A 21,981-nucleotide genomic window follows, 5' to 3' on the forward strand; every position below is an offset into this window, starting at 1 on the left:
AAATATCAGGAATTATTTTCTGTATATAGTCTCTCTTTTCTTGTCTATTCAAAATATTAAGTGGTGAATATAAAATATTTTGATAAATAAATCTACCAGATTGTAATGTCATTCTATCAAAATTAATATTAGGGTAATATAATATCATTGGAAAATCAGGTACTTCATAAATATTATTACTATACTTTTGAATTAACAAATATATAAAAGTTGTTAGATATATCATTACATAATCTTCTAATTTCTGTACTTTTAGTTCAAATGAATAATTTGTTAATTTTGATAATTGAATAAAAATATCCCTCCACATATTCAGCTCTTCATTTTTATCATTAAGAAATACTTGAAGTAGCCTTTGATTTAATTCATTTGGTCTATCCATAATGTATCCTTCTTTAATCCCCTTATCATACCAATCTACAGATTTTATTATTTCAGACGTATATACATTGTGTTTACTTTTTTTAATAAAACTTTGATCATATTTAAATTATTAGATAATGAAATTATGAATCCTTTTCTATTATTCTTATAAAATTCTAATAATTTATTATAAAACATAACTTTTGATTCATTTTGTTCGATTAAATCATTATAAAAGTATTGTATTTTTCTTCCTGAAATTTCATCACTAAATTTTATAAAATTATTTTTCTTAAATATATGAATATATCCTGTGTTTTCAAAGTTATCACAACACGAAAAGTATAACGCAACTAAAGCTGACCTTGTAATATCTATTAAATTTGTAAGCAACCCATGGTGTTGCGAATAAGATATGAAATTTGACTTTTCAATATCACTTAATTGCGCACTAACTTCATAGAAATATTCATCTATCATCTCATCAATTATAAATCTATCTGAATCGTTAAAATTATCTCTATAACATGATGCCGCAATATTTATATACTTCCTCGATTCCCCCTAAAATATGCATCCAATAAATTTTTTTCTTTAAGAATTTTAATATAATCATATAAACTGCGAGCTCTTAATACTTCCATACTACCTCCTTATTGTTAAAAATTTTTTATCTACATAGGCTGAACAATTAACATACAATTTTTTACTTTTAAATACTATAATCAAAAAGTAAAAAAGAAATAAAATAATTTCACTTCTCTAATACTTAATATTTTCTTGTCTACAATTTGCCAGACAGCGTCCGTTAAATTACATCTCATTAATTCTATTTGAAATAATTCTCACTACACCAAGAACCTTATCAAACTTCAGATCTCCAATGTACTTATTTTCACTGAGATATACTTCCCACAAGGATCTTAGGTATGAATCTTCTTTTATGTCCTCGATTATTTCCTCATAGTCTTGCATTATCTCATGACTTCCTCTTTTGTCGGAAGTTCTTTCTATTGCTTCTTTTAAAATTTTATAATTTATCTCATCTTTTTTTAGTTTGTAGAGGGTGTATAGATCGTAAAAGTCTCTCATTCGTGTTGTTGTTATATTTCTTCTGATTATGGTTTCGTATTTTTCAGCTACAATTGTTTCTACCGGATATGCCATTATTTTTATAGATTCTTTGCTAAAAATACATGGATAGGTGTATTCTATTTCTCTTGGTGTTATTGCATCTCCTGTTGTTAGGTCTAGTTTCATAGGGTTTTTGGTTTTTCCAACATTTGCTATTAATGAAATTCTAAAGTTCTCGTACTCATCCTCTTCTCTAATATAGGAGATGTTTTTTATTTCAAATTTTATTCCATCATCGACATCTATATTTGTAATTTCTTCTACGATTTCTTTTATTTTCTCTTCTTTTAGAGCTATGCCTTTTATGGTTGTGTCCATGTCCATAGTTGTTCTATTTTCAATCCCGATTAAAGATGATATAAGGAATCCTCCCTTTATTACAAAATTATTTTTGTACTTTGATTTAGATAGCCTTTCTAAAAATCTTTCAAAAAAATATATTTGCAGAACTTCTTGCGACTTTAGATTTTTCTTCTCTGCTAGACTTCTTATCTTGCCCTTTATACTCTCGATATTAATCACTATAATACCTCCATGTATTTTCTAATTTCATCTTCTATTTTAAATAATCTACCGTATTTTATTAATCGTCTTAGGTTTTTATTTTGTGATTTAAAGTATCTTTTTATTGCTTCTGTGAAAATTTGCTTATCTATTCTTTCTCTGTCGATTATGATATCGCATATTGTTCTTTCAATATCGTAAACTGGGATAAGATTGCCTTGTGGTGATTTTATTTCTGTCTTTCCTATTTTGTATAGGTCTTTTTTTACATAGTGAACTTGTAGATCTTCATATCGCTTTTTTATATGGCTTGCATTGTATCCTTGGGGTACAGATATATGAAATACATTTGGAGTCCTATCGGATAGGTCGTGGAGGTAGAGGGCTGTTTGATGGGAAAATATAATTCGATTACTATTAGATGATATTAGAATAAAATCATCTATTACTTTTCCTTTTAATTGATATAGTCCTGGTCTTAATCTTTCTAATTGTCCGCTTTTTGTTAATTCTGATAAATTATGCCTAGTATATCCAAGTTCTTCTGCTTCTTTGTTGGTGATTACTAAATTTTCTTGGATATATTCTTTAAGTGTATTCATAGTCCGCCTCCTCTCGTTTACGCTTTTATTATATGTTATAAAAGCGAATATGTAAAGTTGGCTTGTAAGTTTTCTATTTTTGAAAAAGGATGTAACGAATCCTTACTCCCTTTCTAAAATTATTCTTTCTTAACTCAATATTACTAATATTATTATAGTTACTCTCCGATTTTCGGATTTCTAGAAATCTGTTATTCGGAGTTCTTGAATTCCGATTTTCGGAAGTCTGGACTTCTGATTTTAGAGATCAGATTTTGTATTATTAGTTATATTTAAAATTTATATACACTCACTTCTTAGAAAAAAAGAGCAGCCTTTTAAGCTACTCTTATAGAAAGTACAAAATGAGTTAATTATATTTTTTGTGTTTCCTCATACCAGTTGTAAAACTACTCTTACATCCATGTAGTTTTTTTGAGTCTTTTTTACATATCCTTCTTCATCTTTATCGAAGACAAAATGCTTATAAAACTGCTTAAAATGCAGGATTTCTAAATTTATATCTTTTGTATCAACGCTATAGTCTCCACATGAACGCTGTTGCAGAACATATCAACTGGCTGGATTTTTTCAATTTTATATCCTTTAAAAAGTTTTAAATCTCTTGCTTGTGTTGATGGGTTGCAAGATATATATACTATTCTCTCTGGCATGACTTCATTTATTTTTTCTATAACTGTTTCGTCCACTCCTGCTCGTGGAGGGTCTAACATTATTTTATTAAATTTTGTTCCTTCTTTTATTAAGGAGTCTATAATGTCTTCAACTCTTCCGGCAATAAATCTAGTGTTGTGTTTATTGTTTAATTCTGAATTTTGTCTTGCATTTTCAACTGCCGCTTCAACAACTTCAACTCCAACAACTTCTTTGGCGTCTGTCATCAATAAACTTATAGAACCTATCCCACTGTATAAATCCATAATCACATCATCTGGTTTTATCCCCATATATTCTATTGCCGTATTGTAAAGTTTTTCAGTCTGTATCCTGTTCACTTGGAAAAATGATTCTGGCGATAGTCTAAACTTAAGACCAAAAAGTTCGTCTTCTATATAATCTTCGCCATAAATTTTCTTAAACTCTCTACCAAATCTAAATCTTTCATTTTTTCTATAATTTACGAACAGACTTCTTAAATTCAAATCTAAAAGCTCACTCAAAAGACCATTTACTTTTTTCACTTCATTTTTGGTTATCAAAACAATCATTAGCTCAGCTTTTTTATTCTGTCTTATGACTATTTCATCTACGCTTCTAAGTCCTTTCCAATTTTTCAAGACTTCAATTGCTCTATTTATTTCTTTTTCGGCTATTATACATCTTTTTACTTCGACCAAAGTCTTGCTATTCTTTGAAAAGTAACCGAGTTTTCCATCTACTACTTTAAGTTGAATATGATTTCTATAGTAAAAAGGATTTTCCATACCAATAGTGTTTTCTACTTTTGTATCTATTCCGCCTATTTTATTCATAGTGTCTGAAACATTATCTCGCTTCCATTTTTTTTGCATTGAATATTTGTATTCTAAAAAATCACATCCACCACATTTTTTAGAGTATGGACATTTTGAAACAACTCTATCTTCAGATTCTTTTACAATATCTAAAATTTTTGCTACATCAAATTTCTTTTTAGACTCCACAACTTCAAAAGAGACGGTGTCTCCTATTACGCCACCGTCTAAAAAAACTGATTTACCATCGTATCTTCCAAAGCCTCTGCCTTTATGGTCAAAATCTATAATCTTAATTTCCATTTTTCAACTCTATCTTGTTAGGATATAAATCCACCTTTCTCTGTCTATAAAGGTTCCCTTCTGCTCTTTTAAATGCTGATTTTGAAAGCCCTGTAACTTCTTTTATTATCTCAGGGTCAGTCTTATCACCAATGTTTAAAACTCCGCCGTTGTCTTCTATCATCTCAAGTAGCATATCTGCATCTGAGTGCATTTGTTTATATGCTTTTTCTCTCAAAGTTAAAGTAATTCTGTCGTCTTTTAAAATTCTCTGGATTCTAGCTTCAACTACATCCCCAACTTTATATATTCCTTTTACTTCTTCTTTTAGTACAAGTCCGTCATATTTTCCATCTATTGCAACGTGTGCTCCTCTTGAATCTAAAAGATAAATTGTTCCCTTTACAATATCATTTACTTTAAACTTGTCATTTCTCTTAAGTTTTTCTTTTATATCCATACTCACGCAATATCTATCAGATTTATCTATATAAAGCGTCATTAAGTAGCTTTCTCCAACGTCTATTCTGCCTGCCCTCTCTTGGTATGGCAAAAAGATATCTTTATCCAAACCTATATCTACAAAGTATCCAACGCCTGCCTTGCCGACAACTTTTAGTTCTTTAACTTGACCTACTTCTATATATGGTTTTTCTAATGTTGCAACTCTTCTGTCTTTTGAAGTGTCATATATAAATGCACTGACCACCTCTCCAACTTCAAGATTTCTCTTTTCTTTTAATTCTATTTCTTCTCTACCATCTGTTAATATAACTTTTGGTCTTGATTTCTTCACTGTTAAATTATGTCTACCTAATCTCATAGTCCCTCTTTCTGTCTATACTATCTCTTATCACCGGAAAAATTCTAACGTTTTTTAAAATTTTTATTCCTAAATCATAAAACTCATCTAATACGGCTAAATCTGCAACAATCTTAAATGCTGCCGGAACATTGTCGAGTATATATAATTGAGTTAGCAACATCCCAAATTTTATACACTCAATGCTGTTCGTATCTCTCATAAGTAAAATTGACAATCCAACTAATCTATCTTCTTTAAATTCTTCTAATGAAAATAGCCTTGCGCTGAATTCGTCCCATATATTTTCTGCTATATGATATCTAAAATACTCTGTAAACTCTGCTATTGATTCTTTATCTCTCTCATAGTAATCCATTACAGCTTTTAACAACTCTTCCGTCCCTGTTCTGTCTTCCTTCGCTCTATACTCTGTAATGTCTCCTATTTTATTCTCAATGAGCCTTTGATATATCGAATCTTTTCTACTCATCTAACTTCAATCCTTTTAAAAGATTTCCCAATGTGTTATTTATGCTCGTGTCTTCTTGTTTATTTAAAAACTTTTTAACTTCACCCTTTTTAGGTTGATTTGCCTTTTCTTTAAATTTCTTTTCCATGGCTTCTTTTGAAGTTCTATACCCACAAGTTTCACATACATATTGTCCACTTCCCATTAATAATTTTAATCTCTTGTGACAATTTGGACATCTAGATTTTGTCATAACTGAAATAACTTTTCTGCCGCTGCAGTTTGGGTCCTGACAAACCAACATCTCTTTTTCTTTTCTATTAACTCTCAACATGGATTTTCCACACACATCACATTTTGTAGAGGTTAAGTTTTGATGTCGATATTGTTTGTCTGAGGTAAGTATTTCTCCAACGCTCTCTTTAGAATAATTTTTGATTTCTTTTAAAAACTCTTCTGCCTTGAGCTCGCCCTTTTCTATACTTAAAAGTTTTTGTTCCCAATCAGCTGTCATCTTAGGACTTTTAAGTTTATCAGGCACTATTTCTAAAAGTTGTCTACCTTTTGAAGTTATCTTTATTTTTCCGTCCACATTTTCTATTAAATCAGCACTATAGAGTTTCTCTATTATATCACCCCTTGTGGCAACTGTCCCTATTCCACCGGTAGATTTTAAAATTTTTGTCTCTTTTCCCGATAAATCTTTGATGTGTGAAGTTGGGTTTTCCATTGCAAGTAAAAGAGTACCTTCATTATAATATTCAGGTTGTCTGTTGTGATGTGTGTTGACTTTTAGTTCGTCTATGATAATTTTTTTATCACTAATTTTATATTCATCAACTTTTGCTCTAAGTTCAATATCTCCTGCTTTAGCTGTTACTGTAGTTTCATAGTATTCTTCCGGCGGGAGTAGATTTTCTATAAATCTCTTTGCTACTAAATCAAATATTTTAAACTCTTTGTCGGAGAGCTCTTCAATTCTCAACGGCTCTTCTGTCGGAATTATTGCGTGGTGGTCAGAAACTTTTTTATCATCCACAAATCTGTTAGATGCCTTTATTCCATTTTTTCTTATCTCTCTTATATCTTCTCTATAATTTTTTATATTTATTGCACTCAACCTGTCTTCAAGTGTTGGCACTATATCTTCAGTTAAATATCTTGAATCGGTTCTTGGATAAGTCAACACTTTGTGTCTTTCGTATAGAGTTTGCATTAAATTAAGTGTTTCCTTAGCTGAGTATCCAAACTTTGCATTCGCATCTTTTTGTAAATTTGTTAAGTCATATAGTTGCGACGGGTATTTCTTTTTCACTTTTGTATCTGTGTCTATAACTTCTATGCTTCTATCAAATTTATTTTTTAAATCTTCTATTTCACTTTTATCTTTATAATTTACGTTTTTAACAGGTTTAAATTCAACTCCACCTGCCATTATACTTAAACTATAGTATTCTTCTTGTTTAAAATTATTTATTTCATCTTCTCTTAACTTTATTAAATTTAAAGTTGGAGTTTGCACCCTACCACATGACAGGCTCGCATTGTGCTTAACTGTTAAAGCTCGGCTGGCATTTATCCCAACAATCCAATCAGCTTGGCTTCTAGCGTCTGCTGAGCTATATAAATTTAAATAGTCATCGCCTGATTTTAGATTTTTAAATCCTTCTTTGATAGCTTTATCCGTAACCGATGAAATCCACAATCTCTTCAAAGGTTTTCTATTTCCACTCATCTTCAAAATCAGCCTTGCAACTAATTCGCCCTCTCTTCCGGCATCAGTTGCAATAACTATTTCAGAAACATCTTTTCTATTTATAAGTTCTTTTACAATATTAAATTGAGCTTTAGAAGATTGTATTACCTTTAATTTCATATGTTCAGGAATTATTGGCAAGTCTTCTGCTCTCCATTTTTCGTAAGTCTTGTTGTATTCCTCAGGTGTAGCTAAAGTTACAAGATGCCCAAGAGCCCAAGTTACAATTCTTTCGTCAGATTCTAAATATCCCTTTCTATTCCCCTTCACATTTAATACTCTTGCAATATCTCTTGCCACTGAAGGTTTTTCAGCTAAAATTAAACTTTTTCCCATGACATCCTCCTAATCTCTACTAATTTTACCATATTAAACATCTTCTTTAAAAATTTTTTATATTATGTTAAATTTAAAGTGAAAGGAAAAATAAAAATGATAAAAATTTTTGCAACTACTGATATACACGGGAAGTTATATCCCTATGATTACAGGACTATGTCCGAATCAAATTCTTCAATATGCCATGTCAAAACTCTTATAGATTCTCTTTCAGATGAAAATTCTATAATTGTTGATAATGGAGATTTAATACAAGGGAATTTTGTAGAAAATTTTGTAGATAAATATAATCCTGCAATCATGTCTATAAATGAAATTGGCTATGATATATGGAACATGGGCAACCATGAATTTAATTTCGGCGAAAAAAATCTTCTTAAAAATGTAGCTGCTTTTAAAAATTCTGCGCTAATAGCTAACATAGACCATCCGATTATGAATAGCTATAAAATTATAGAAGTAAACGGAATTAAGATTGCCTTTATAGGAATAGATACGCTAATGGTAAATTCTTTTGGAAATGATTTGTTAAACCATCCTCCAATAGTAGACCCTGTGGAAACTTTAAACGAACTAATGCCAAAAATAAAACCTATTTCAGATGTAATAGTCGGGCTTTTTCACGTTGGTATGAAAGATGAAAATTCAACGCTTCACACCGGAGTTGAGTCCATTTTAAAAGATTTAAAAATTCCATTTGATGTGATTATAGCAGGCCATACACACGAAGAAATAGAAAAAAAATATATTGGAGAAACTTTGATAACTCAGCCGGGAGCTTATGCTAAATCCGTCTCTCTTGTTGAACTTGAATTTTTAAATAAATCTTTAATAAATAAAAACTCTAAGCTTATACAATCAAAGAATTTTTATCCTGATATTGATTTACTTGAAAAACTTCTACCGTTCCACCGTAACATATATGACAATATTTGTCGAACTATAGGTTATTTGGAAAATGTTGAGGGAGATTATGACTACGACTTAGAAGATGGACCGCTTATTCATCTGTTTACAAATGCCATATCTTCTTACTATCCATGTGATGTGATGGCTTTTCAATTCGATTTTAAAAATCCAGTTTTAAAAAACGGACCTTTGACACTTAGCGAGCTTTCAAAAATATATTCTTATACCGGTGGAGAAGTCACTGTTTATAAAATCACTGGTGAACAACTTAGAAAATATATAAATTGGAGTTACAGATACTTTTCTTTAATTAATGGACATGTTGAAGTTTCAAAAAGACGTGCTCGTTTTAAATATAAAACATTAGATATTTTTGGAAATATTCAATATACTATTGATTTGGATAAAGAAGATGTTGTCTACGATTTAAAATATGCTTCAGGTCAACCAATTTTAGATTCAGACTTTTTGACAATAGGTATGAACCAATATCGAATGAACTACCTAACTTGTGATAGAGGCCCTTTAAAAAATACATTTGCTCAAAAAATAATTTCATCAACAGAAACTAAAAACAATGGCAAATTTGGAACTATCAGAGAACTTGTGGAGCAATATTTAAAAAGCTTACCTAACGAAACTTTTGTATACAATGGAACTAAATTATTTAAAGTTCTTCAGAAAAAAAGACAATGGAAATTTAATTCTCCACTGTCTTTTTATTCTTACTCTTTTCTTTACTTGCAACCATTTCTTTTGCACTATCTTTTTCTTTAGTGCCAACTAAAATAACCTTATCTTTAGGCAAGTAATATGAGTTTGAAATTTTTTCAGTTGTCTCTGTTTCACCTTTTTTTAACTTTTTATAAGTTGCATAAGAATAACCTTTTGCTCCAGAAGATTCAACTTCTTCTTCATTTTCATATAATTTATATGTGAATTTTTTTACAGTCTTTGGGCTTTCAACTCCCAATAATTTCGTAAATATTTCAACATCATATATCTTATCTGCTTTATTCCCAAAAACTTGGAATGTTAGTTTCTTTCCATCAGCCTCTGACTTTAAATAAATTCTGTGCGGCAAATTATTAGTAAATTTTAAATCCTTATATCCTTCAACAACGGCTGCGTCAGTTCCTATATCTACATAAGCTATCGGTCTTGTGTGGTTGTGTCTTTCATCTATTTGTAAGTTTGATAATAAAAGTGCATTGTATAGAGTTGTAGACACTTGACAAATTCCGCCGCCAACTCCTTGTTCAAGTTCCCCATTTACTAAAACTCCTGCCTTTTGAAATCCATTTTTTACAGAAATTTCACCAACAGTTCCGTTAAAAGAAATATTTTGTGATGGTTCTACTACCAGCCCATTAAAAAATTGTGCTCCAATTGCCACATTTGCTTTTCTTCCAGCTGCTGAAGTAGAATAGTCAGTTGTAAATTCACTTAAAATTGCATCTATCCCCTCAAATTTTTCTTCTGTAACTTTTGGATATGAAATATTTACTTTTAGAGGGATAACTTCGTTTTTACTTATGTTTGACAATATACTATCTCTTGTTGTGTTCACATCTAAATATCTTCCGGTTTCAGATTTTAAAACTTTAAACTCTTTTTCTTTTGTAGTTACAACATCTGCATTTACAGGTTCTTTAAATACTTTGTCTGTCAAATATGCCAAAGACTTATCTAAACTACTAACTTCAAATCCTTCATTTAATGTTATATTTTTTTGATAAAACGGTGTAACTATATTTATATAATCTATAAACACATTCCCAGTTCTACCAACGTCATAAGCCCTTTCAACTGCCGTCTTTATATCTGCATTATATCCCAGTTGTTCATAAGGAATTTCTATAGTTTTATCTTCTAACAAGAAAGACATATTTTTATTTTTTAAATCTTCCGTCTTTTGTTTTGATAATTTTTCATAAGCCTCTTGTTTTGATAACTTAGAAAGGTCTATATCGCCTACCCTAACTCCTCCGTATATGTTAGTGCTTTTACTTACATTTCCATAATAAAGAAGTGAAATTAAAAATATAACACCCACACACATAGCAGCTACAACTCTCTTGTCCTTCATCTTTTCTGAAATTTTATTACCCATTATTTCCTCCCAAATAATGTCTACAGTAATCAATTATATTGCAATTCTCACATAGTGGTTTTCTTGCTTTACAAACTCTTCTCCCATGAAAGATTAAAGTATGATGCGCTAAAGTCCACCTACTCTTATCTATCTTCTTTTGAAGTGCTAACTCCGTCTTTTCAACGTCCTTTTCATTTACAAAACCAATCCTATTTGACAATCTAAATACATGAGTATCTACAGCAATTGCCGGCACTCCAAAACAATTAGATGCAACGACATTTGCAGTTTTTCTACCCACACCAGGCAATTGCATCAATTCTTCAATTATATTTGGAACTTCCGAATTGTACTCGCTTATCAAAACTTCAGACGCACTCAAAATATTTTTGGCTTTATTATTATAAAATCCACATGGTTTTATCCATCTCTTTATCTCTTCAAGCCCCATCTCCACAAATTGCTCAGGAGTGTTGGCAACTTTAAAAAGTTCTTCAGTAACTGCATTAACTCTAACATCAGTACACTGAGCCGACAATATGGTGGCTATTAACAATTCAAACGGAGTTCTATGCTCCAATTCACATCTCGCATCCGGATGTAATTCTTCTAATAAATCTAAAACTTCATCAGCTTCTTTTTTAGTTAAAATCTTTCTCATCAATACATCTCTATATCCATTTCCACAATCTCTACATCTCCAAACACATCTATATAATCCACACACTTATTTATTATTTTATCAGCGTGCTTTGAATCATTAGATACTACCGCAATCCCTATAACAGCACTTTGCCAAAGGTCATTATCTCCAACTTCGGCTATTGAAATATTTTTAAATTTGCTTTGCATTTTTTGAATTAGAGATTTTAAAATTCTTCTTTTCTCTTTTAAACTGTTTGTCGAAAATATTCTAAGTTTCACCTTACACCCTACTATAACCATAAATTTATTATATCACAAACGTAAATTTTATAATTATAAAATTAATGATTGACACCAGTTATAACTGTTATTATAATTTAATCAATAACAATAACAGTTATAACTGAGAGGTGATTTTATGGACAAATTAAATAACGAAAAATTACCTATATACATGCAGATAGTTGAAAAATTTAAACATGATATTTTAACGGGACGTTTGAAAAGTGATGAACCTCTTCCATCTATGCGCAGCCTTTCAAAAACTATGAATGTTTCGCTGGTAACAGCTAAGAAAGCTTATGACACTATGGAAGAATTAGGACTTTCATATACGATTCCCGGCAAAGGTACTTTTGTAAATTATCAAAATTTAGAAACTATCAAAGAGTATAAGATGATGGAATTAGAAGAAAAATTATCAGAAATGCTAATTGATGCAAAAAATCATGGTATTTCTAAAAACCAAATTATCGAATTATTAAATTTATTGTGAGGTGTATGTACTATGTTAGAACTTTTAAATGTATCAAAAGATTATTATGATTTCGAATTTGAGCTTAAAAATGTAAGTTTTTCTCTTGATGAAGGATATGTAATGGGTCTTATAGGTCCAAATGGCTCTGGTAAAACTACCATAATCAATTTAATTATGAATATAATTTTTCCTACGGGAGGAGAAATAAAAATATTTGGCTTAGATAACATTCCTGCAAATAATGTAGAAATTAAAGACAAAATTGGATTTGTATTTGACCAAAATATACTCCCTACGAATTTTAATCTTTCAAAAATGGAAGCAATTCATAAAGTAGTGTTTTCAAATTTCGACCAAGAATATTTTAATGAGTTAGTAAAACGTTTGAATATAAGTAAAGAAAAGAGCTTTAAAGATTTATCTAAAGGACAAAATATGAAAGTTCAAATCGCACTTGCTCTGAGCCACAATGCCAAATTAATAATTATGGATGAGCCCACTGCCGGACTAGATCCTATCGTAAGACGTGAAACTTTAAAAATATTGCGTGAGTACAGAGACAGAACAAATTGCTCAATTCTATACTCAACACATTTGACAGAAGATTTAGAAACTTTTGCCGATTATCTAACTTTTATAAATAAAGGAAGATTGGTCTTCTCTCAAGATATTGAATCTATTAGAGAAAACTATAAAATAATTAAAACTTATCTTTCTGAAGCAAAGGTATTTAACAAAGACTTATTCTTAGGTTATGAAGAAGATGAATCTTTCTTTGTTGGGCTTGTTTCAAAAGAAAATTTACCTGAAGGGGTTCCTTTTAGCGACGCAACAATTCAAGACATAATGTACTACGGAGGACGAAAATAATGTCTGACTTTAAAAAAATGTATAAAATAATTCTTATAAATTCTGAATATGTCTTTAAAGTATTTTTTTCTATATATACATTTTTTTTAGCTATTAAATTTTTTCAGTGGGTTGGAAATCCAGAACAGCTATTTAATTTCTTCACTGTAGAATTTATTCTTATACTGTGTATACTTGGGCAAGTATCTCTACCTGCTATTTTAAATTATGATTTAAAAGTGCTAAAAACACTTCCTTTTTATAATTTAAACTTGTATCCACTTGCAAGCTTTCTAGGATTGTTGACAACGGTAATGCCTTATATAGTAATATACATAGCTTTTCAGAAATTATTAGGACTTACAGTTAACTATAACTTTATGTTACTATTAATAAATTCTGTGCTATTTTTATTCATTTACCAAATATTTGGCAAACTTAAATCTGAATTTTTATTTATAAATACCTTAGCTATCTATATTGTAGTTTCAATCTTTTTTATATTGTCATTAATACATCCTTTTAGTAGTGATATTTATAATGTTATATTTTATGTACAAATTGGTTTAATTATATTGGCAGTAGCGAGTTTTATATACGCTGGTGCACTAATTAATCCTTGGAAAGATAATTATAAAAAAATATCTAAAATAGAAAATTATAAATCCAAGAAAGAATTAAATAAACTTAATGCCGATGTCCTAAAGATTGAAAATATGAAATTGACAAAACTCATAGCCTATTTGAAATGGACTTCACATTCAAATATTCTATTTGTTTATTTACTATTTATGGGAATTGCTGTTGCTATAACTATATTTAATAAATCTTCTATAACCAGTGGAAATAACTTTTATCTTATGTATACTATATTACTCTTTCTCTTCATCTATGAAAACGGGAGTAGTATGTTGTCGCTAATTGGACTACCTATAACTCCAAGACAAATATACATAACCACTCTTAAAATGAGAATATTAATTATAGTGTTAACTTCAATCCTGTATATATACGTGGAATATTTGCTCATTGGCAAAATATTTTTAAGTGCATATTTAGTTCAATATATGATACTGCTACTATTTTTAATGCTACTTGAACTTACTTATATACCAGTCAGAGCAAATTATGAAATCTTTTTTAGAATTTTTATAATACTTGCTCCTACATTTGCTCGTATCCCTATTGTAAATGCCAATACTAAAATTTTTCTTAGATTAGATTTTGTGGTCTTGCTTATTTTGATAAGCTTAATTATATATAAAATTAAGACTATAAACAAAAATTGTGCCGATTTAAATTTGAAAAAAGAAAAGACAGGAGATAAAAAATGAAAGATTTAAAAAAATTATTAAAAATTTGTTTTTATCCTTCTCTATATTATGCAAAAATAATTTTCTTAATGTATTTAGGATATTTAGCTTTAAATATTTTTGGATATATAATTAACCCTGAACTGAATAAAGAATCAGATTTGTTAAAAATTGTGTTGCATATAGCTTTGATAGGTCAAATGTTATTTATAACAACTCTGCCTTATAAAAAAACTATATTAGCAACCATGCCAATTGAAAAAATCTATCTTTATCCAATAGCAACTACAATTGTATATTTATTCATTAATCTTTTATATATAGTTCCTTTTTGGATTTATGAAGCTTATCTTGGATTACAAATCTCATGGTATCTAATCATAAGATTTCTAAATATTTCTATTATAATAGAATTTTTTAAGCTGATGAATATGAGGTTTGAAAAATCTCCATTCATAGACAACAGTTCATTTGGTATATACTTAATGTATCTTATAATAAATCCAATACTTATATTTATTACAAGATACACAAATAGCTCCATTATATTAATGTTTCCGTTAACTATGTTTGGTATCTTAGTAGCTTATATCATTTTAAATTGGGGTTGGATAAAAGAAAAGAAATCTAAACGCAAAAAATATAATGTAATGGAAATTTTTAAATTAAATTTTGATAATAACAACATAAGTTCTTTAATTAGCAAATTAAAATGGACATCAATAGACCCTATACCATTACTGCTTATGGTAATTTATATACCTTTTAAAGGTTTTGATTATTTGACATCAGGAGCTAACTACAATCTTCTATTTTTTAGTATTGCCATTATAGGATTTTATGAAAATGGCAACAATATACTATCTATAGTTGGACTTCCAGTAACTCCAAGAGAAATTTATTTGGTAAATTTAAAAACCAAAATAAAAATTATATTCTCTGTATTAGTAGTATCTATGCTTTTTGATATATTTTTCAACGGTGTAATAATCCCTGAAACTTACCTATTAAATTTCGTATGGATATTTGGAATAATCTTAGCTAATGAATTATTTTACTCTATCTATAGAGTAATCAATACTTCCTACGCAGTTATAAGCGTAGCAATTCTTCTATTCGCAAAAAGCTCTACTATGAATACTAATGTATTTTTATTAATATTTTTAAATTTAGCATTTCTTATTGGTATTTATCCAATTGTTAAATTTAACCTTAAAAATATAAATACATTAAGGGATGATTTGACAGACGTATTAAAATTAAAATCCAACTAGGAGGCTTGATATGAAAAATTTAAAAATATGTATTTAATGAACTTAAAAGCTTCTACTTTTAACGTTAGAGTTATATTTTCTATATTCTTTGTATTTATGCTTATTAATGCAATCAATGTATATAATGGAAATAGTTCATCTAGTGAATTGAACACAATCTACCTGCTTGGTGTAATTTTTCAGTTTATATCACTTAGAAGATTGCCCTATGACAGAAAAATATTGTCAACTATTCCATTAGAGAAAATAAATCTCTATCCTATAGCTTATACATTATTTACAGTAACTTTATTTTTAATTTACACTGCTGTATTCGCTATATGTGGATACATTACTGCTGAGACAATAGAAATTAATTTAATTTTAATTTTGGCTATATTAGTATTAATCTACTCAATATTCAAGCTTTTTAAGAAATTTAATATATTTTCTATGTCAATTGGAATAGTGATATTCTATTATTTAAAAAACACAAATTTTATTTTAAATGAGAAATATTTGGTTATGGGAATTTGTTTGATTTTAATTTTTATAATTTTGTTATGTTTTATAGATATTAATTATTTAAATGTCAAAAATAAAAAATCAAAATTTAAAAATAATTTTAAATTTTCTATATTTAAAAACAGTGAAACTAAGGTTAAAAATATAAATGATGCTATTAATTTAAACTCTTATACTTCAGAACTAAAATATATACTTATTTGTTCAGTGCTGTGTATTTTTATTAAGCCTAGACTATTTACATTTATAGTGTCTATGGTAATTATGCTTGATAATCCTATTAACTCAATGGCATTGTTAGGGCTGCCTATTACAAAACAAAAAATTTACATTACTAAACTAGTTAATAGAATGTATTTTGTCGTATCAATCTTAGCTATTGGATTTGTATTGAGTTATTTTAATCTGTTTAATATAGATATCAAATATATGATTCTAACATTAACCGGCACACTATACTTTATGATGTTTTATGAAAGGTCTTATACTGTTTTTAGATTAAAACGTCCTTTTTGGTTAGTACCGTTAATAATAATTATATATTATTTTTACTTATGTTGCTAATAAACATAAATATAGATAGACTTTTAATTATAAATGGTGGTAATTTGCTTTTATTGACAATTATAATATTTTTAAATATAAGCTTTTAAAAAAAGAAATGGTCGATATGAATCTATATTCTAATTAGGAATTAAAAATTCATCACAAATAAAAATTTTTAAAACTTTCACAAGACCTCATAAGATATTAAACTCATAGAATTTTGATCATAAATAATACTAACTGAGCGATTAAACTCAGTTAGTTAAGTAGGCTAATATAAATTTTCAATTAAATCTATTAATTTTCTTTTACTAATAATATCTAAAATAGAATTTGATTCCATAAAATTAATAGTATTAATTAAATTATCAACATTTATTTTATCTACATCGTCAATATAAATATATTTAACGGTTATATCTGTTATAAGATTGGAATATAGAGTAGATAGAGTACTTATGTTAAGTAGTGGATAAGATTCATTATGGTCAAATCCTATGCTATTTAATAAGTAGTGGATAATCTTTTTTACTGATTTTGTAAAAGAATTTTTAAAAGAATTTAACCCTTCTACTTTGAAAGCTCTTCTATACAACTTTATATCGCTAAATATAAACATAAACACTAATTTCATAGCTTCATTGTACATATAGACATCAATCAAAGATATAGCATTAGAAACTAACTCAGTTTCTAGAATATATTCAAAAACTTCATCTTTATCCCTAAAATGATTATAAAAAGTTGGTCTTATAAATCCCGCACCATCTGTTATCATTTTTATGGTGATTTTTTCATAATCAGTAGTTTTAACTAACTCCTTAAAACTATCCACAATCAAGTCTTTTGCAGAATTTCTATTCATTTTCATCACCATTTTTATTATATCAAATAGGGTTGCACTATCAATAATATAATATAAATTGCTAATTTATTTATCAGACTTGTACTGTGGACTATGTACTTTATTTATATAGTATTTATTCCATAAATTATTAGCAGTTTCCTTCCAGTTTTTAGCATAGGGAATAGTTTTAGCTTGAAGTTCTTCTGGTGTTTCTTTACTTTCGAAATCCGTTGAGTTTGCACTTGTCTTTGACAATATTTTCTTTAATTCATAAGGATTTTCCAACATAGGACATGGCATCAAATGATTTTTATTAAATGGTTGACCTTCTCTATAGGTACTAAACAAAGGCGCCTTTAAAATATCAATTAAATCCATATTTTTTATATTTGAGTCTGAGTAATGAATAAATACACAAGGTTCTGCATCTCCATTTGAATTGATGTGAAAATAATTTCTTCCACCAGCTATGCAACCATCCATAGTTGGTCCATCATTTTGAAAATCCATTGTGAAAATAGGTTTACCAGAATTAAATGCTCTTATTTCTTTAATTCTCCAAAAAACATATTCTCTCTGTTCAGGAGTTAGAAGCAATTCAGTGTTAGCTCCCTTTCCAACTGGCATATAATGGAAATACCAAGCAAAAACCGAACCCTTGCTTACTAAAAAATCCAAGAACTCATCGGATGTTATGGTTCTATAGTTTTTAGAAGTATATACTAGAGAACTTCCATATGGAATTCCATATGATTTTAACAGATCCATTGCATGACTAACTTCAACAAAAGAACCCTTTCCGCGTCTAAAGTCATTATCCGATTCAAATCCCTCTACAGAAAGAGAAAATGTAATATTACCAACTCTCTGTAATTCAGAACAAAGCTTCTCATCAATCAATGAACCATTAGAGAAAATATTAAAATAACATTCAGAATGTTCTTCTGCAAGTCTAATTATATCGTCTTTCCTAATGAGAGGCTCCCCTCCTGTCATCATATAGAAATATATTCCAAGTTCTTTTCCTTGAGTTACTATCTTATTCATTATGTCATAAGTTAAATTTAATTTATGTCCGTATTTAGCAGCCCAACATCCTATACATTTTTTATTACAATCTGAAGTTGGATCAAACAGTATTGTCCATGGAATTTGAGTACCAAATTCCAACTTCTTATTTGGTAAATCTTTATTTTCAATAATCATAGATTGAAAGCCTAAATTCATAATTATCTGCTTTCTGACATTTGGATGTGTATTTTTTAGTGTACTAATTATGAGTTTTGTCCATTTATTTTCCGGATTCTTTAACATCTCTCTTGCTGAATCAAAAGCTTTTTCCGAACCCTCAAACTTATCTCCTATATTCCTTTGAGTAAAATCTATTATCTTTAAAATAGTCGATGTGTCAAGTTCATCTCTATCTACTTGACTAAGAAACTTATCAATCAATAGACCAAATGCTTGCCTTTCTACAGTTGTTTTAATTTTCATAATATCCCCCTTAGTTAAAATCGACTAAACAATATATAAATTGCTACGAAAATTGAAATTAATAAGCCTATAAATGAAAAGTGTTTTTGAAAGTATAGCCCATATCTAAAACCAACTATATTTCCAACAGTTGCAATTAAAATTGAGATTAAAAGAAATATATAAAATACTTTATTCGTAATAAACACATCCAAAAAAGCCATGGATAATCCCAAAATAAAAGCAATTGAAATTGTTATTATACCTGTTATCACCAAAGATTTTATAGGTAGCTTATCTATTCTGCTCTCATACCTATTTTTTAGCTTAAAATGCCTATATAGAATATATAATCCTACAACAATGAATAAAACGCTTGAAACTATATGTAATAAATTTGTCAAAGAAACCTCTCCAGTGAAAAAAGTTCTCGACAAAATATTATTACCGAAGTGCAGAGAATTTGTCTGCCCAATTGCAAATATAAAACCTACAACAACTAACTTCCATAAATCTTTTTCTACAAACTGAGATGCAGCTGCCATTGTTGATATTATAAGATCAATTGAGAGTATAACACTAACTATTACTATATATAAAAAACTATTCATTATATCACTTCCTCTTATATTTTATATTTATTATAGTTTTAAATTTTCTTAGGTCAAATATTCAAATTTCATAATTTATTGCCTTATATACTACAAAAAGTTAAATATGTAGTTTTATAAAAACAAATACAAAAACTTGTATTATAAAACAAACAATAACAGACTAATGAGCCTCCTCAATATTTGACATAGAGCCACAAACGCAAAAATCCCTTCAATAATTATATTTCATATTATCAAAAGGATTTTTTAATTAATTTTTTATTAACTATATACTTTTTAAATTTGTTTAATCTAAAACTTTGGCTGGTAACCCAACTGCTGTCTTTCCAGCTGGAACATCTATCAGAACTATTGCTCCTGCTCCTATCTTAGCACCATCCCCAATTGTAACCGGACCTAAAACTGTGGCGCCGGTTCCTATAGTTACGTTGTTCCCCACTGTAGGATGTCTCTTTTCTTCTTTTTCATTCCCAGTTCCACCTAAAGTGATGTTGTGGTAAAAGTGGCAATTATCTCCTACAACCGCTGTCTCTCCTATTACTACTGCCATTGCATGGTCTATAAATAAATTTTTGCCTATCTTAGCTCCAGGATGTATCTCTATTCCAGTTTTCTTTCTACTCCTTTGAGAAATCCATCTTGCTATTAAAGTATTTCCATTATTATAAAAGCGATGTGCAATTCTATGGTATACCATAGCTTTTACTATTGGATACATAAATATCGCTTCAAATCTACTTTTACAAGCAGGGTCTTCTTTTAATATGAAGTCCCCATGTTCTATTAATGTTTTAAAAAATTTACTCATATTCAAATAACTCTGTAGATATATATCTTTCTCCAGTATCAGGTAGTACTGTGACAATAGGCCCCTCTAATTTTTCTAACATTTTCAAAGCACCTACAACATTTGCACCTGATGAAATGCCTACTAAAAGTCCCTCTTCTTTTGCCAATTTCCTTGCCATTTCCATTGCTTCAGAGCCTTTTACAGTAACTACGTCATCTAAGATTTCTCTATCCAAAACTTTTGGCACAAAGTTTGCCCCAATTCCTTGAATCTTATGAATTCCTGCAACATTTTTAGTCAACAATGGAGATTCTTCCGGTTCAAGTCCCCAAATTTTGATATTTTCATCTTTAGATTTTAAATATCTTCCTACTCCTGTTACAGTCCCTCCAGTCCCTATACCTGCAATAAAACCTTTGACTTCTGGTATTTCAGAATATATCTCAGGACCTGTTGTCTTTTCGTGAGCAACTGCATTGTATTTATTTTCAAATTGATTAGGCATAAAATACTCTCCTGTAGTTTCAAGCTCTTTCGCTCTATCTACAGCAGCTTGCATTCCACCTTCACCAGTTAAAATTAGTTCCGCTCCATATGATGCCATGAGCTTTCTTCTTTCGATTGACATAGAAGCCGGCATTACTATTGTAACGTCATACCCTAAGTTCTTACCTATCATTGCGATTGCTATTCCAGTATTTCCACTTGTAGGTTCTACAATTTTCATACCTTGTTTTAAATTTCCATCTGCAATTGCTCCCTTTATCATTTCATAAGCTGGCCTATCTTTAATTGAGCCTGCAGGATTTTGTTTTTCAACTTTTACATATATATTTCCGTTACCTATATTATTTAGCCTTATTAAATTCGTGTTTCCTATTGTATCTAAAATATTTTTCATCTCAATACCTCCACAAGTTACTATAGTCTTAGAACTATGTTATCTTCATATACCCGAATTTTTTTATAAATAACTATTCATCTTTTTTATATATTTGATGATTTTGTTTTTTTGATGTATTAAAAAGGCTCTATAATATCCGTTGGGGAGTAAATCTCTAACAGATATTTTTGTATAAAAAATTTGCACTTATACGCATTTAGTCCTAAACTTAAAATAAGTAAAACCAAATTTAGGAGGTGCATATAAGTGCAAAATAATAATATCATGAATTTGTTTGGTTTTAAAGATGTAGTTTTTGATAGTTTTAATGAGGATAATGAATTTGTCCATGTTCATGCTCATGTTTCTAAGATGTCTATCTGTCCTCATTGTGGTTCTAAAAGGATTTGGGTTCATGATCATAGAGTTCAAATGATTAGGGATACTCATATTTGTGGTAAGAAGTCTTTGATTCATTTAAAGAAAACTAGATATGATTGTAAGTCTTGTGGTTGTCGTTTTGAAAGGAAGCTTGATTTTATCGCTAAAGGTCATACTATGACTAAGAGGCTTGTTTGTTCTATTATTTCTGAATTTGATGAAGTTTATTCTATTTCTTCTATTGCTAATAGGTATAATGTTTCTTCTAATACTGTTCTTCGCATTTTAAATTGTTTAAGTGTTTCTAGGGATAATTTGTCTGAGGTTTTATGTATTGATGAATTTAAGGGTGATAGTGGTAATAACAAGTATCAGACTTCTCTTCTTAATGGG

23 protein-coding genes are annotated in these 21,981 nt (G+C 29.1%); 7 read left to right on the forward strand and 16 right to left on the reverse strand.

Going from position 1 to position 21,981, the window contains the following annotated elements; all coding sequences use genetic code 11:
* From HMPREF9129_RS11750 to HMPREF9129_RS07760, 8 genes are all read right to left on the reverse strand, one after another.
* Nucleotides 1-382, reverse strand: a 382-nt coding sequence (locus HMPREF9129_RS11750; RefSeq protein ID WP_004822252.1) for a hypothetical protein, incomplete at its 3' end; no start/stop codon positions are given.
* A gap of 47 nt (nt 383-429) precedes the next feature.
* Nucleotides 430-909 carry an FRG domain-containing protein gene (locus tag HMPREF9129_RS07730; RefSeq protein WP_156792639.1) on the reverse strand — a complete coding sequence of 160 codons (480 nt, stop codon included), beginning with the start codon at nt 907-909 and terminating at the stop codon, nt 430-432.
* A 267-nt stretch (nt 910-1,176) separates the two neighbouring features.
* The gene (locus tag HMPREF9129_RS07735; protein WP_004822255.1) at nt 1,177-2,019 is read right to left on the reverse strand and encodes a nucleotidyl transferase AbiEii/AbiGii toxin family protein; all 843 of its coding nucleotides are present in this window, start codon (nt 2,017-2,019) and stop codon (nt 1,177-1,179) included.
* Nucleotides 2,019-2,603: a type IV toxin-antitoxin system AbiEi family antitoxin domain-containing protein gene (locus HMPREF9129_RS07740; RefSeq protein WP_004822258.1), complete on the reverse strand. Its 585-nt coding sequence runs from the start codon at nt 2,601-2,603 to the stop codon at nt 2,019-2,021. Before HMPREF9129_RS07740 ends, HMPREF9129_RS07735 begins: the two co-directional genes overlap by 1 nt.
* A 497-nt stretch (nt 2,604-3,100) precedes the next feature.
* Complete coding sequence (gene rlmD / locus HMPREF9129_RS07745) at nt 3,101-4,360, reverse strand: 23S rRNA (uracil(1939)-C(5))-methyltransferase RlmD (protein ID WP_004822260.1); 1,260 nt, start codon at nt 4,358-4,360, stop codon at nt 3,101-3,103.
* The gene (locus tag HMPREF9129_RS07750) at nt 4,350-5,162 is read right to left on the reverse strand and encodes a CvfB family protein (RefSeq protein WP_004822262.1); all 813 of its coding nucleotides are present in this window, start codon (nt 5,160-5,162) and stop codon (nt 4,350-4,352) included. Before HMPREF9129_RS07750 ends, rlmD begins: the two co-directional genes overlap by 11 nt.
* Nucleotides 5,149-5,634: a hypothetical protein gene (locus HMPREF9129_RS07755; protein ID WP_004822264.1), complete on the reverse strand. Its 486-nt coding sequence runs from the start codon at nt 5,632-5,634 to the stop codon at nt 5,149-5,151. The genes HMPREF9129_RS07750 and HMPREF9129_RS07755 overlap by 14 nt, the downstream gene beginning before the upstream one ends.
* Complete coding sequence (locus HMPREF9129_RS07760) at nt 5,627-7,705, reverse strand: DNA topoisomerase (protein ID WP_004822267.1); 2,079 nt, start codon at nt 7,703-7,705, stop codon at nt 5,627-5,629. Before HMPREF9129_RS07760 ends, HMPREF9129_RS07755 begins: the two co-directional genes overlap by 8 nt.
* Nucleotides 7,706-7,801: 96 nt before the next feature.
* Between HMPREF9129_RS07760 and HMPREF9129_RS07765 the strand changes: the two genes are divergently transcribed.
* Nucleotides 7,802-9,394, forward strand: coding sequence for a bifunctional metallophosphatase/5'-nucleotidase (locus HMPREF9129_RS07765; protein ID WP_040552851.1), 1,593 nt, complete (start codon nt 7,802-7,804; stop codon nt 9,392-9,394).
* On the opposite strand, the gene HMPREF9129_RS07770 is transcribed toward HMPREF9129_RS07765, so the two are convergent.
* Genes HMPREF9129_RS07770 through HMPREF9129_RS07780 form a run of 3 tightly spaced genes read right to left on the reverse strand, consistent with a single transcriptional unit; the run spans nt 9,318 to nt 11,636 of the window.
* Complete coding sequence (locus tag HMPREF9129_RS07770; RefSeq protein WP_004822271.1) at nt 9,318-10,730, reverse strand: VanW family protein; 1,413 nt, start codon at nt 10,728-10,730, stop codon at nt 9,318-9,320. The genes HMPREF9129_RS07765 and HMPREF9129_RS07770 overlap by 77 nt on opposite strands.
* A complete protein-coding gene (nth, locus tag HMPREF9129_RS07775) occupies nt 10,723-11,373 on the reverse strand; it encodes an endonuclease III (protein WP_004822272.1) in 651 nt (216 codons plus the stop codon). The genes HMPREF9129_RS07770 and nth overlap by 8 nt, the downstream gene beginning before the upstream one ends.
* Complete coding sequence (locus tag HMPREF9129_RS07780; protein WP_245946096.1) at nt 11,373-11,636, reverse strand: DUF503 domain-containing protein; 264 nt, start codon at nt 11,634-11,636, stop codon at nt 11,373-11,375. Before HMPREF9129_RS07780 ends, nth begins: the two co-directional genes overlap by 1 nt.
* A gap of 139 nt (nt 11,637-11,775) precedes the next feature.
* Here HMPREF9129_RS07780 and HMPREF9129_RS07785 point away from each other — a divergent pair, with 139 nt between their 5' ends.
* The 5 genes from HMPREF9129_RS07785 to HMPREF9129_RS07805 are packed head-to-tail and all read left to right on the forward strand — an operon-like array spanning nt 11,776 to nt 16,618.
* Nucleotides 11,776-12,132: a GntR family transcriptional regulator gene (locus HMPREF9129_RS07785; RefSeq protein WP_004822276.1), complete on the forward strand. Its 357-nt coding sequence runs from the start codon at nt 11,776-11,778 to the stop codon at nt 12,130-12,132.
* Between the two features lie 12 nt (nt 12,133-12,144).
* Entirely contained in the window at nt 12,145-12,984 is an 840-nt protein-coding gene (locus HMPREF9129_RS07790; RefSeq protein ID WP_004822278.1) for an ABC transporter ATP-binding protein, read from the forward strand.
* Nucleotides 12,984-14,297: a hypothetical protein gene (locus HMPREF9129_RS07795; protein WP_004822279.1), complete on the forward strand. Its 1,314-nt coding sequence runs from the start codon at nt 12,984-12,986 to the stop codon at nt 14,295-14,297. The genes HMPREF9129_RS07790 and HMPREF9129_RS07795 overlap by 1 nt, the downstream gene beginning before the upstream one ends.
* Nucleotides 14,294-15,550, forward strand: coding sequence for a hypothetical protein (locus tag HMPREF9129_RS07800; RefSeq protein WP_004822282.1), 1,257 nt, complete (start codon nt 14,294-14,296; stop codon nt 15,548-15,550). The genes HMPREF9129_RS07795 and HMPREF9129_RS07800 overlap by 4 nt, the downstream gene beginning before the upstream one ends.
* Before the next feature lie 36 nt (nt 15,551-15,586).
* Complete coding sequence (locus HMPREF9129_RS07805) at nt 15,587-16,618, forward strand: hypothetical protein (RefSeq protein WP_004822284.1); 1,032 nt, start codon at nt 15,587-15,589, stop codon at nt 16,616-16,618.
* A 253-nt stretch (nt 16,619-16,871) separates the two neighbouring features.
* Here HMPREF9129_RS07805 and HMPREF9129_RS10735 read toward each other — a convergent pair whose 3' ends face one another.
* The 5 genes from HMPREF9129_RS10735 to cysK all read right to left on the reverse strand — a co-directional run bounded on the left by HMPREF9129_RS10735 (nt 16,872) and on the right by cysK (nt 21,225).
* A complete protein-coding gene (locus tag HMPREF9129_RS10735) occupies nt 16,872-17,465 on the reverse strand; it encodes a TetR family transcriptional regulator (RefSeq protein WP_050794637.1) in 594 nt (197 codons plus the stop codon).
* A gap of 66 nt (nt 17,466-17,531) precedes the next feature.
* Nucleotides 17,532-18,941 (reverse strand): radical SAM/SPASM domain-containing protein, encoded by a 1,410-nt coding sequence (locus HMPREF9129_RS07815; RefSeq protein WP_004822290.1) that lies wholly within the window; start codon nt 18,939-18,941, stop codon nt 17,532-17,534.
* Between the two features lie 14 nt (nt 18,942-18,955).
* The gene (locus HMPREF9129_RS07820; RefSeq protein WP_004822292.1) at nt 18,956-19,531 is read right to left on the reverse strand and encodes a manganese efflux pump; all 576 of its coding nucleotides are present in this window, start codon (nt 19,529-19,531) and stop codon (nt 18,956-18,958) included.
* 289 nt (nt 19,532-19,820) lie between these two features.
* Nucleotides 19,821-20,342, reverse strand: a complete 522-nt coding sequence (gene epsC / locus HMPREF9129_RS07825) for a serine O-acetyltransferase EpsC (protein WP_004822294.1) — start codon at nt 20,340-20,342, stop codon at nt 19,821-19,823.
* A complete protein-coding gene (cysK, locus tag HMPREF9129_RS07830) occupies nt 20,335-21,225 on the reverse strand; it encodes a cysteine synthase A (RefSeq protein ID WP_004822296.1) in 891 nt (296 codons plus the stop codon). Before cysK ends, epsC begins: the two co-directional genes overlap by 8 nt.
* A gap of 249 nt (nt 21,226-21,474) precedes the next feature.
* On the opposite strand from cysK, the gene HMPREF9129_RS07835 reads away from it, so the two are divergent.
* A partial coding sequence (locus HMPREF9129_RS07835; RefSeq protein ID WP_004822300.1) for an ISL3 family transposase occupies nt 21,475-21,981 on the forward strand: 507 nt, incomplete at its 3' end.

It is taken from the genome of Peptoniphilus indolicus ATCC 29427 (assembly GCF_000227315.1).
Lineage (GTDB): Bacteria > Bacillota > Clostridia > Tissierellales > Peptoniphilaceae > Peptoniphilus > Peptoniphilus indolicus.